Source organism: Mesorhizobium sp. WSM4845 (assembly GCF_055811455.1).
In genome coordinates this window covers 58,096-70,441 of the sequence record NZ_JBVVQA010000001.1, presented here as the reverse complement: position 1 = coordinate 70,441, position 12,346 = coordinate 58,096, and the positions used below count along the sequence as shown (strand labels likewise).

Annotated in this window: 10 protein-coding genes; 4 read left to right on the top strand and 6 right to left on the bottom strand. The window is 58.7% G+C overall.

Features of this window, described 5'->3' with window-relative positions:
- Nucleotide 1 precedes the first annotated feature (1 nt).
- A complete protein-coding gene (locus AC0L2C_RS00335) occupies nt 2-961 on the top strand; it encodes a glycosyltransferase family 2 protein (protein ID WP_128245261.1) in 960 nt (319 codons plus the stop codon).
- Between the two features lie 40 nt (nt 962-1,001).
- Entirely contained in the window at nt 1,002-1,991 is a 990-nt protein-coding gene (locus tag AC0L2C_RS00330; protein WP_287237082.1) for a hypothetical protein, read from the top strand.
- On the opposite strand, the gene AC0L2C_RS00325 is transcribed toward AC0L2C_RS00330, so the two are convergent.
- The 5 genes from AC0L2C_RS00325 to AC0L2C_RS00305 all read right to left on the bottom strand — a co-directional run bounded on the left by AC0L2C_RS00325 (nt 1,952) and on the right by AC0L2C_RS00305 (nt 7,328).
- Nucleotides 1,952-2,335, bottom strand: a complete 384-nt coding sequence (locus tag AC0L2C_RS00325; RefSeq protein WP_128245262.1) for a Rossmann-fold NAD(P)-binding domain-containing protein — start codon at nt 2,333-2,335, stop codon at nt 1,952-1,954. The genes AC0L2C_RS00330 and AC0L2C_RS00325 overlap by 40 nt on opposite strands.
- Nucleotides 2,332-2,478, bottom strand: coding sequence for a hypothetical protein (locus AC0L2C_RS00320; protein WP_287061281.1), 147 nt, complete (start codon nt 2,476-2,478; stop codon nt 2,332-2,334). Before AC0L2C_RS00320 ends, AC0L2C_RS00325 begins: the two co-directional genes overlap by 4 nt.
- 157 nt (nt 2,479-2,635) lie before the next feature.
- Nucleotides 2,636-4,081, bottom strand: coding sequence for a lipopolysaccharide biosynthesis protein (locus AC0L2C_RS00315; protein WP_128245263.1), 1,446 nt, complete (start codon nt 4,079-4,081; stop codon nt 2,636-2,638).
- Between the two features lie 773 nt (nt 4,082-4,854).
- A complete protein-coding gene (locus AC0L2C_RS00310) occupies nt 4,855-6,078 on the bottom strand; it encodes a class I SAM-dependent methyltransferase (RefSeq protein ID WP_473522440.1) in 1,224 nt (407 codons plus the stop codon).
- Complete coding sequence (locus AC0L2C_RS00305; protein WP_287061278.1) at nt 6,075-7,328, bottom strand: class I SAM-dependent methyltransferase; 1,254 nt, start codon at nt 7,326-7,328, stop codon at nt 6,075-6,077. Before AC0L2C_RS00305 ends, AC0L2C_RS00310 begins: the two co-directional genes overlap by 4 nt.
- 382 nt (nt 7,329-7,710) lie before the next feature.
- Between AC0L2C_RS00305 and AC0L2C_RS00300 the strand changes: the two genes are divergently transcribed.
- Entirely contained in the window at nt 7,711-7,977 is a 267-nt protein-coding gene (locus AC0L2C_RS00300) for a PIG-L family deacetylase (RefSeq protein WP_473522439.1), read from the top strand.
- Nucleotides 7,908-10,721 (top strand): FG-GAP-like repeat-containing protein, encoded by a 2,814-nt coding sequence (locus tag AC0L2C_RS00295; RefSeq protein WP_473522438.1) that lies wholly within the window; start codon nt 7,908-7,910, stop codon nt 10,719-10,721. The genes AC0L2C_RS00300 and AC0L2C_RS00295 overlap by 70 nt, the downstream gene beginning before the upstream one ends.
- A 225-nt stretch (nt 10,722-10,946) precedes the next feature.
- Here AC0L2C_RS00295 and AC0L2C_RS00290 read toward each other — a convergent pair whose 3' ends face one another.
- Nucleotides 10,947-12,287 carry a nucleotide sugar dehydrogenase gene (locus AC0L2C_RS00290; protein WP_473522437.1) on the bottom strand — a complete coding sequence of 447 codons (1,341 nt, stop codon included), beginning with the start codon at nt 12,285-12,287 and terminating at the stop codon, nt 10,947-10,949.
- Nucleotides 12,288-12,346 lie beyond the last annotated feature (59 nt).

Sequence of the window (12,346 nt, the reverse complement as noted above, 5' to 3'; positions counted from 1 at the left end):
AATGGAACGTCCTAAGTCGCCGCAAGTGTCCCTTGGTATGCCGGTCTACAACGGCGAGAATTTCGTCGCCGAAGCGATCCGGTCGATCCTCGAGCAGGACTTCGGTGATTTCGAACTCGTCATCACCGACAACGCTTCGACGGATAGAACAGCCGATATATGTCTGGAATTCGCGAGGCTGGACAAGCGCGTCCGTTATGTCCGAAACGCGCGCAATTTGGGCGCCGGTGCCAATTTCAATCGAGCTTTCCAGCTGAGCACAGGCGAATATTTCAAATGGTGCGCGCACGATGACCTCTTGAGCGGTGGTTTCTTGACAGACTGCGTGCGTGCGCTTGACGCGAATGCCCGCCACGTTATTGCCTACCCGCGCCTGCTGGGAATCGACGAGACAGGGCAGCTCACTTCCTATGTCGAAAGGGTGCTGCCGGACATGGAAGGACCGTGGCCCGCATCCCGCTTCCGGTTGATGGTTGCTGCGCACGGTTGGGATGCTGCGATGTTCGGCCTTTGGCGTCGGGAATCCTTAGCCAAGACGACATTGCACGAGCCCTACTACGGCTCCGATTGTGCGCTTCTGGCCGAGATGGCTCTTCTCGGGACGTTTGTTCATGCGCCCAACGCGATACTGTACAGCCGTGACCATCCGACGCGCTCGGTGCGGTTGCCAAGCTCCGAGCGATTGGCTTGGCAAAATCCTGGTGACTCCGCGGCGAATGCCTTTGAATTGTCGAGGCGGCTAAAACACCTCGTCGCAATTGCCTATCGGCACAGGCGCACAGCACCGTTGGGCATGACACTGCTTCATCTGGTTGCGTGGATCTTGGATCCGCTGCTTATCGCAAGATTGTTCCTGGAGCTTGTAGGCGCCATATCTCCGCAGCTTCGTACCAAGCTCCGCGGCGCCGGCCTGGGAGCGCTGAAACGCATTCATGCCGTGTCAAACCGATCGCCTGGCTAGAAACGAGTGATCTGGTGCGACGCCCGTCGGGAGGCTTTGTATGAACCTTCGCCAAGTCACGCCCGCGGCCTCAACAGTGTCAGCCTTCCGAAAATTGCCGGAGGGCTCGGGCAAGAGAAATCTGGTGATCGTCCGGGCGGGGCGTAGCTCTTTGCATGCCGGCTGGACTGAGGGGGCGGGCGACGCCGACTTCGATCTTCTCGTCGCCGCCTACGAGGCTGGCGTCTCCCATGGACAGGACGAGTTCAGCGTATTTCTCCCGGGGCGCAAGATCGCCGGCTATCATGCCTTGTTTCAATGCTACCCTGAAATTGTGATGCGATATGATCTCATTGCACTGATCGACGATGACATCGAGACGACGAAGCTGGACTTGAATCGTCTGTTCGCCATAGGCCGCCGCTATAAACTTGATCTGTTTCAGCCAGCACTGTCTTGGGACAGCTATTTCTCCTACGCAGCGACGCTTGTCATCGGCAAGCGATATTTATTGCGATATACCAACACGGTCGAGATGATGTGCCCGGTGTTCAGCGCCAGGTGCCTGCAAACGGCATTGAAATTGTTCGGGCTCGGCTACGAGACGGGAATAGACCTTCTTTGGACCCGCCTGACTGACATGCCTTGGTTGCGGTACGCCATCGTTGACGATGTCGTTGTGAGACACACGCGGCCCGTCGGGACAACAAAGTCGCTTCAAGGTTTCGCCGCCAACGAGCGTTATGACGTGCAGGTTGATGCTGTGCTGAAGAGGTTCGGCGCTGCGTTTCGCGGGTTCGTAACCTATGCAGCGGTGGACCGGCGCGGGCAGCTCATCCGGTCTCGCTTTCTGATCGGCCTTAACTCGCTGTCCCTTTGGCGGGCGCTGCCCAAGACGCCACTTAGATGGCCGCAGTTTATGCGCCGCTCGACCGACTATACGCGACACTGCTGGCTGAGGCCGGTCAACCTGCAACGGATCGACGTCGAAGGAGTGGTTAAGTCAGGCCGTCAGCCGCAAAGTCTGGGTCGCCGGCTCAGGCAACGATGATATCGGGCGCGAGACCAAGCTTGTGTGCCGCCTGGGCAACTTCGTCTCGATAGAGCGGTCATCACGATGATTGACCGCACGGGTCGGCCGCGTAGGCTCTCCGGCCCAACCACAGCTGTGCCTGTGCCTGGAGCAAAGCGCTCTTGCTTGTGCGGGTTGACGTCGACCAGAGCGCTTATCCGCGCGCCCTCGGGAACGACGTTGACGAAAGTGATACCGTTTGATCCCGCACCCCAGGCAAGGTAATGGGTAATCGCGCCACCAGGCGACTTTGTCGCGATAGTTTTGGTCGAAGCGGCGGACCAACGTATCAATCCTTCCAGTCTTGAAAGACCAGCGGTCATCCCGGTTTCGGGAGGCTTGCTTCGATGAAGAGGTACTGGTCACGGTCGCGTCCCCACAGGTGGTGTAGCTCGGCGGTAGCGACGCCGCTCGCGAGCGCGCCCTCGATAGCGCTGTTGCGATCGAGCGGCTTTGCGGTGGTCATCGACAGAACTTGCGCGCGCTCGAGGAGAAGACTCCGGATTCCGATCTCTTGCGCGAGATGATTGGCTTTGCCGCCGAGAGGTTGGGGGCGCCACCGGCGCCGGCTGGAAGGGCTCCTATTTCCCCGGGTTCTTCTACAGGTCGCGCCCGACACCAAACTAGCCGCGAAGCCTGAGGAACAAGTCTCGCGCATTGAACAGGTCAGAGCGCACCAGCACGAAGAGAGCCGTACAATAGACAGCGGCTCCAAGGACAATTGCGCTAATAAGAAGCGTCTCCTGTGAGGCGTGCTCAGGCGCGCTGCTTAGCCACGCGCTGACGGCGCCGAACATCAGGAGGGCGGCGAGAGCCAGTCGTGGGAAGATCTCAAGGGGTCTCAGCACGTCGATACGCGCGATGCGCTGAGCGTAGAAGAGGAAGATTGGTAGGAGGACCAGGCCGCAGGCTACGAGCGCCACCATTGTCATCTCGAGGCTGATCTGCGCAGTGACGGACAACAGCATCGTTGCGACAACAGAGTAGGCTATGTTCAACTTCAGGATCAACCTGGAGTGACCCATTGCAAGGATCGTAAACGCGCAGAGGCTGTCAATCGTGCGTTGCAGGCCCAGCAGCATGAGAATCTGGACAGCGACGACCCCGCTGGCCCATTGGGGGCCGAAGATAAAGGGAACCGCGATCGGTGCGATCGCGGCAAATCCGATGAATGCAGGAAACCCCGCTATCCCGGCGATGCGGACGGTCGTGTTGAAGAAGCGGTCGATCTTTTCGGGTTGATCTTGAATCCGTGCCACGGTGGGCATAGTGACAGCCATCAGCGGACTGAGGAATACTTGCACCAGAAGGTCGAGCGGACGACGGGCGAGAGCATAGACTCCGACCGCGTGGGGGCCGAGGAACGTACCGAGTAGGACCTTTGGAATTTCCTCATTCAAAAAACTCCAAAAAGTCTGGACGATAAGCGGGCCACCAAATCCTAATAGGTCACGAACCTTTGCATAGGAGAAGGTCAGACGGGGTCGCCAAGAACTGCCAACGAGCAGGACAGCGGTTTCCACAGTCGCTTTTGCAAGGTGCATCCAAATCATGCTCCATACGCCGAAACCGCCTATTGCCAAGACGATGCCGAGTGTGCCGCCGACGACGGTGCCGGCAAGCGTACGCAACGCGAACAAGCGGAACTCGAGTTGGCGCTTCAACACAGCCGCAGGTACCGACGAGAGGGCCTGGATTACGACGACCACGCTGCTCCAGCGGATGAGATCTTCGAGAATGGGCTGTCCGAACGCTGCAGCAATCAAACCGGCAGACATCCAGATGAGCCCGCTAATCACCGCGCCGCTCGCGGCGAGAAGCCAGAAGGCCGAGTCAAAGTGTAAGGACTCAATTTTAGGATGCTGAATGAGTGCCTCCGGTATTCCGGTCGTGACCGGAACAGCAAGAATGACGGGTACAACCATGGAGAGGGCGGCGAGGCCGAATGCTTCAGGTCCGAGGTGCCTGGCCAATACGACAAAAACGGCAAACATGGCTGCTTGCCGCCCCCATGTTTCGACTGCTGTCCAAGCTGCGCCGGTGACAATCTTCGCGCCGATCGATGTCATCGCATGTCTCTTTGCCCGTTGGAGGACGGAACTGCGACTTTCGATCGCGCAGTCAAGGCTTTCCGTCGTCGTCTCACAGCTGCGCCGCTAGCGATCTGGCCTGGTCTACGTGAATAAAAAGGAGAGCCGTCGATCTCTCTCCGGCTACCGTTTATCGAGCTGGAACCTCGCGAACGCAGAGTTGTCGCGGGACACAGATGGCGTTTCGCATGCTTGCTCGTCATTCTATTCCACCACCCCACAAGCACGCATGGCTGAGGATGCTGTGGTTGGCGAGGAAGGATGGCTGCTTCCAGTTCTTATTGGTCATAGGCAGCTCCTCTGGAAATCCTCTTTGTAGCGCAATCAAATTAGGCGGTTATCGCTGCGGGCGCGTCGCTGGGATTCGAATTCGTTCGAGTGCATCTTGCCAAACCTTACGCCGGAGCGTGGGAACGTAAACGTCCCCAAACGACGTATGTCTTACGCCCCTCCGGGCAGTTTGGTGCAGCCCGATTACCGAGGGACCATCCCGCGTCCCACACGCCGATCCGCACAGGCGATCAAGAAGCGGGAGCTACCTCTTTCCGCGCTGGCTGATATTCAAGGGCAAACGAGGTGCCCGCGGCAATCAAAGTGAGAGCGCTCTCTGCCAGATTGTCGGGCTATAACGAGACGAGAAAGTCCGATGACCCTTGGTGGAATGGCCGTGTTGATCCCGACCGGCACGGTCATTGGAGTATCCCCTGCCAATCCCGTTCTGCGCTTCGTGCCGCCGCGGTTGAATTGAACTTTTATGCAACCACAATCTCCGGTGTGAAGCCGAGCTCCGCTACGAGACTGGTGATCTCCTCGCGGTAGAGCGGGTTCATGACGATGATTGATTCGACTGGCTGGCCGCGCAACGCCTCCGGAGCAAGGACCGGAGTGGCGGTTCCTGGGGCAAAGCGACCTTGCTTGTGCGGATTCACGTCGATGATCGCGCGGATCCGATCGGCGCCTGGCACCACGTTGACGAATGTAATGCCCTTCGATCCCCCTCCCCAGACGACGGTCTGCTGGGGATTGCGCCTCGCGATGTAACCACCCAATCGCTCGATCTTGTCGCGATAGGCGCGCTCGAAATCGCGGACGAGCATCTCGATCTCGCGGCTGTCAACGGAAGTAGTGTACTTGGGGGCAGCCGGCCGCGCCTCAATGTAAAGATATTGCTCGCCGAAAGACGTCCCTGCATCCAGCACTCGAAAGCCAGCTGTCTCGAACGCCGCGTTCAGCGAAGCGGGCGTGAAATAGGAGGCGTGCTCATAAATGAGGTCCCAGATTCCCATATCTCGGAGCGTGTAAAGGACATTCGGGACTTCAAAGAAGAACACCGTCTCCGGTCCGATGCCCGGATGGGCGCGAAGGGCGCGCAGGAATTTCACCGGCTCGGCGATATGTTCGAGAACCTGGCGGCATACCACCAGGTCCGGACGCAAATCCGCGTAGGAATCGCCGAACCAGTCGTTGATAAATCGTACGCCAGGGACCACCTCCCCCCGATTGTCCTCGAAGCTCTTGTCGAAACCGATTCCCTGCGCACCGCTGATCAAGCTGAGCCGCTTCAGGAAATCCCCCTTGCCGCATCCAATATCGACGATCGTCTTCCCGGAGAGCGCGTAGGTCCTGCTCAGGCGCTCGGCCAGTGTTTCAACAAACGCCACGAAACGGGCGGAGAAATGAAGCGAATTCTCGTAGCTTTGCGTATAACCAATGCGATTTTCCTCGAACGAGGCATTGAAGACGTGCGTGCAGCCGAGGCAGAAGGTAGTCGCAAATCTGCCGGTCTGTGCCGCGCGCGCCGATGCCGCGTCCGCACAAAGCGCGTTGCAGAGCAGGGGCAACGCTTCGAATAGCACCGAATTGAGCAGATTTCGCTGACCGCAGACCAAGCAATCGGTTCGAATGGAACCCGCCGACTGCGTCGGTCCATCGGCTTTCAGGCAAGCCATTTGCGCGCGGTCCGCCTGTTTTGTCATATGATTCTCGGCGTTGGGACGGGGAGGATGAATTTTCCGCCGCGTGCACGATACTCGGCCTGTTGATCGAGAATTTCGTCTACGAAATTCCAAGCAAGGAGAAGGACGTAATCGGGTTGCACCTCGAGAAGCGCTTCAGTCGAGCGGATCGGCAGGCGCTGTCCGGGCATATATTTGTTGTGTTTATGGACGTTGCGATCCACGACGAAGTCCACGAGGTCGCACCCGATGCCGACGGTGTTAATCAGCGTTGCTCCCTTGGCTGCCGCTCCATAGGCGGCAATCGTGGCACCCTGCGACTTTAACCGGCGCAAGAGCGTGGAAAGGTCGCGCTTCAGCGCGTCGACCTTGGTGGAGAAATCGCGGAAATAGCCGATTGCATCGATCCCGCGCGAGGCCTCATGGGCAAGTTGTTCCTTTACTGTCGCCCCCACGTTCTCGCGCGTTTCCACGTAAAGGCGCAGCGAACCGCCGTGGATTGAAAGGTGCTTGACCTCGTTGAGGTAAAGCCCGTGACGGCGAAACAGCTTGTCCAGTGCAGTAACTGAAAAATAGCAAAGATGCTCGTGATAGATCGTGTCGAACTCACAATGTTCGATCAAAGGTTCGACATAGGGTGCCTCGATAACCGCCACACCGTCATCCTTGAGAAGTCGGGCAATTCCTGCCACAAATCCGTTGGTGTCGGCCACGTGGGCGAGCACGTTATTGGCATGGACAATGTCCGCGCGCATGCCTTGCGCGCGCAGCGTTTCAGCGAGATCGCGGGTGAAGAACGCACAGCGCGTGGGCACGCCGACCCTCTCGGCAGCGGCGGCAGGTCCGTCGGCGGGATCAATTCCGAGCACCCGGATTCCCGCTTCGACGTAGTTCTTCAGCAGATAACCATCATTGCTCGCCAATTCGATGACAAGGCTCTCCGGGCCAAGACCGCGGCGGTTGATCAGATCAAGCGCATTCGCACGCGAATGCTTCAAGAGAGCAGGGGAGAAAGAAGAATAATATGGATAAGAATCGGCAAAAAGGATTATCGGATTCACCGTCTCGGTGATCTGGACGAGGCTGCAGTCTTTGCAGAACGCGACGCGCAGCGGAAAAATGGGCTCCGGTTCGCTGATGTCGCTGCTGGTGAGAAGGCGATCGGCCAGTGGCGTTTTACCGAACTCGAGAAACGTCTCAATGCCACTTCCACCGCAAGATCGGCAGGCCCGCTCGGTCACCGACTTCGCATCTAGGCACATCATGTCCATATCGTCCCCCTTAGCCCTGCTCAGTCTGCTTTGGCCAGAACGGGAACGAGACCAGGTGCTCGTCCAGTTCGCAATCGCGGATCAGCTTTTTCACGTGGGCGATGCGCTTGAAGCGCTCCCCTCGAACTCTTCAAGCAAGAGACCAACAGTGCCGAATGCCTCGTGGAGCTGCGCGACGCCGCGTCGGCCGTCCATTGCGGCTTGAACGCGTGCAGGCTCTCGGTTTCCTCGGCCAGCCGTGTCCCAAATCCTCCCCCGAGGGTACCCACTTTCATAAAAGTCTTCCCCACCAACAGACACAGGCCTCGAACGCCAGTGAGTTCTGTTACCATGGGCGATCGGCGTTCAACAATGCGAGCGAACGGATGATGGAAGCGCACCAATGGGGATTAGGCGGACCTTCAGCACCATGCTTGCTAGTCAATTGCGACTGCGACTTAGGCCGTTTGAGGTAGGCGACTGGTCAGCGTCGGCTGTCGTTGTTGTGCCGCATCCGGATGATGAGATGCTGGGTTGCGGTGGCGTTGCGGCCAAAAAGATTGCCTCGGGTGCCCAGGTCCGTTTTGTTTTTTGTCACCGATGGCGCCGTCTCCTCACCGCGACCTTAGGCATCCTGAAACCTTGCGGACACGCGAGGCCGGAGCCATAGAAGCAGTGCATCGTCTGGGCGCATCCGAAAGTGTTACATTCTTACGCCTTCCAGGCGGGGCGGCCAATCATCACGTTCATGAGATAACAAATGCGGTCGTGTCGATGCTCAAATCATGGCGGCCGCGGAGCGTTTTCGTGAACTATGCAAAGGATCCGACTTCCGATCATGTCGCCATCAATGCAGTAGTTCGCGCGGCGCTTCGTGCTTATGGTCGCCCTGTTGCGGTATTAGAGTATCCAGTCTGGATTGGTACCATTGCGTCGTCCACGCTCAATAGCCTCGCCTATCTTGGCGACGTTATGGGCATATCGCGGGAAGCGCTGGCGGCGCATGCGCGCAGATGCAGCGCCTGGAGAACCAAGATGAATGGCGGACGCTGTCGGACTTGTCAGGGGGAGATTTCGTCGGGCGGTCGCTGGCCGACTACGAAATGTTCACACGCTGCGAAATCAACATTTAGCATGTTCGGCCGCCTGATCGCGGTCCTGGTGATCGGGTACACCCTCGCAAGTTGCGAGGCCGCTCGGGGACAGGGGCCTCCCGAAGAAATTCTACAGTCGGGTCTTGTTTTTGAACGCAAAGAGATTGCCCCCTATTCAGGAGACGTAAAGCTTGTTGGCGATATAGACGGCGACAGTCGACTAGATTTCGTCCTTGGCGGCTTCCCCGAGGATGCGATGTCTTGGTGGCGGTGGCCCGATCTGGTTCACACCGTAATCGCGAGGCCTCGCGTCGAGTTCACCACCGACGGAGTGCTTGCCGACATCGACGGGGACGGTGATCCCGACATCGTCACGGCCGATGGGCCCGATGCTGTCAATCTCGTCTGGTTCGAGAACCCGCGGCCGAATGGTAACCCGACCCACGGTCCCAGCTGGAATCGTCGGGAAATCGGTGCAGTCGGCAGCTGGGGCAAAGACATCAAGGCGGCTGATTTCGACGGGGACGGCCTCGTTGATATCGTCGTTCGGGCGCCTGGCGAAGTGATGATTTTCTTCCAAGAAAGCCCCAACTCCTGGGCCCGCGTTGGCTTTTTCTTCAACCTTGGCGAAGAGGGAATGGCAATTGGTGATATTGACGGCGATGCTGATGTCGATCTCGTCCTGCACGGAGTATGGGCGTCGAATCCGGGCGCAGCGGCAGCACGCGATGCAGCACTATGGCGCAGCTATGAGCTTGGTCCGTTCAATCCTGCATTCAAGGCGCTCGTCACCGACCTTGACCAGGACGGCCGCGCCGACATTCTGACTTCAAGTTCCGAGCACACTGACGACGTCGCCTGGTTCCAGCCCCTCGCCGGACCGACGGGCCGCTGGATCCGCCATGTCATTCAGCCTTCTGTCGCGGGCGCCCATACGCTGCAGGCCGCCGACATGGACGGAGACGGGGACAACGATGTCGTTGTCGGGCAGATGCATACGACCGAGGAGCGCAAGCTCGCGATTCATTACAATGTCGACGGGCGAGGAACGCGCTGGGCCCGTCAAGTGATCGACGATGTGGGTCTCCACAACGGCGTCGTCGCCGATGTCGACAGGGACGGCGATTTTGACATCTATGGGGCGAACTGGGTGGGCAACCCGCCTGTCAGAGTGTGGATCAATCGGCTGGATCCGCCTGCATCGGTCCGCCTCGACCGCTGGACCTATCATCGTATCACGAACGGGCACGTCCGCTCCTTTGGGGTCGCTTTTTCCGCCATGGATGGTGATGATCTCACTGACATCATCTCGGGTCCGTTCTGGTACCGTCAACCGTCCGAAGCCTGGAACACAGAATGGGAACGGACACCGCTTGCCGAGGGTGTGGACGCGGTCGCAGCCCTGGATCTCGATGGTGACGGGCGCGGGGAGGTCATAGCACAGCGCGGCGAAGGCAGGGCTCTGCACCTGGTGTGGCTCCATGCCGAGGACATTGAAGCGCACCGCTTTGAAGAGCACGAGATCGGAGAGGTTCCCGCCGCCAGTCATGAGCTCGGCTCTCAGGGCCATGCCCTAGCCCAGGTCGTAAAGGGTGGAAAGCCGGAGCTGGCGGTCTCGAGTGGGGGTGGGGTTTTCTATTTTAAGATTCCTGACGATCCAACAGTCGAGCCATGGCCGCGCACCCGCATCTGCGCCGAAGCGTCTGATGAAGGGATCGCATTCGCCGATATCGATGGCGACGGTCTACTTGACCTTGTCGCCACGACCGGCGATGCAAAGACGGTCGCATGGTGGCGCAATCCAGGTGACGGCTCGCCAGACTGGGAGCTTCGGCACGTTGGAAAAGTTCCTGAAATGGTCTATCCCGACCGCGTCGCGGCCGCCGATCTTGATGGCGATGGACGTGCGGACATCGTCGTGACCGAGGAAAACGGCAAAGCCGACAGCGCTAAGGCGTATTGGTGGCACAACCCCGCCGACAGCTCCTCCGACTGGGAGCAACACGAAATCACCTCGCGTGGTTCCCTTAATAGCCTTTCAGTGTCCGATATGACTGGGGACGGCAGGCCGGATCTTATCATGGGCGAGCATCGCGGCGCACTTCGCCTCTCGAGCTGGCATAATCTGGGTGGGGGACGGTTCATCGAGCAGCTGGTCGGCGAAGGGATGGAAAGCCATCTGGGAGCAAGGACGGTCGACCTCGACGGTGACGGGGATCTCGACCTCGTGTCGATCGCGTGGGACGCATTCAAAGCGATCCATGTCTGGCGGAATGACGCGGTCGGCAAGGATGCTGATGGCGACCAAAAGGCCCGCTGACGGGGAGGGCATCGGCCGGCGCCGCATGAACCGTGGCGACCTCGTCCGGCACCACCTGTTTACACGGCTGCGCCGGCTTTACACGGCTGCGCCGGCGCTCATGCATGCCTCGACGCGCAAGTCCGGGAAAATGCGATGCGCTGAATGAATTCAACCGCTCGACGTGTTAAACCATTCAACGTTGTCGATAGCCGGTTGACCAAGCCGGTGCGCAAGTCGGGCCGCTCATGCCTTTACGACGTTGTCGGTGCGTGACTGACTACGCGCACAAGCATTTCTGGTATCGAGCACCAGCTTTGCGTGCTTGGTGATGTTGTGCCAATCAATCGCATCATGATCTGTCGAGATGACAACGGCATCATACGATGCCAAACTGCTAGGGCAGATATCCACAGAGGGGCGACCTGCCAGGGTGGCGTACTCTCTCGTTCCGGGTATCTCCGGTACGTAGGGGTCGTGGTAATCAACGACTGCCCCGCGTCGCTCCATGATTTCGATCAGCTTCAACGATGGGCTTTCTCGTGTGTCACCCACGTTTTTCTTGTAGGACATCCCGATCACCAAGATCCGCGAACCGCTCAGGCCGCGGCCGGCTCGCCGGTCCAAGGCCTCCACAAGGCGGTCAACCACATAATGCGGCATGTTTGTGTTGATTTCACCGGCAAGCTCAATGAAGCGTGTTGTTACTTCGTACTCTCTTGCCTTCCAGGTCAGGTAGAATGGGTCGATCGGGATGCAGTGCCCGCCGAGGCCGGGGCCTGGATAAAACGCCATATATCCGAACGGCTTGGTCTTGGCGGCTTCGATGACCTCCCAGACGTCGATGCCCATCCTGTCAAAAATCACCTTTAGCTCATTGACCAACGCAATGTTCACAGAGCGGAATATGTTCTCGGTCAGCTTCACAGCCTCTGCCGTTGCGGTGGAGGCAACGGGAACGGTTTGCACGATGATCTGATCATACAGTTCCTTTGCAACTTGTAGGGACGATGGATCGTCGGCGCCTATCACCTTTGCAACTGTGGCGGTGGTGTGTACGTCGTTGCCTGGGTCCACCCGTTCGGGCGAATAGGCGAGGAAAAAGTCCTTTCCCAGAGAAAGATTCGTCGCCTCGAGCAACGGCTGCACGACCTCCCGCGTCGTTCCTGGCCAGGTCGTCGACTCCAGAACGACAAGTTGACCAGGGCGCAGCCGCTCCGCGATCGCACGTGCGCTGTTTTCGACGAACGACAGGTTCGGCTCCCGGTTTTTGGTAAGCGGCGTTGGCACCGCTATCAAGATCGCGTCAGGTTCGCTTAGGTCGGCGAAATCGCTGGTGGCGCGAAACCGCTTGCTGTCGACAGCCACTTTGATGGCAGCACCAGGCAAATGATCTATGCCTGTTTCTCCGCGGTTAAGAAGTGCAACCCGAGACGCGTCGATGTCGAAACCGATGACTTTGAACCCCGCGTCCAGCGAGATCATGGCGAGCGGCAGGCCAACGTAGCCGAGGCCCATGATGCCAATGGTGTAGTCCCGCGTTCGGATGCGGTTAACCAGTTCCTGAAGATCTGGAGCAGTTTGCATGAGATGCTGGCAACTTTCGCTTCAATGTCGACAATAAAGGATCGCCTCAATTACCGCGG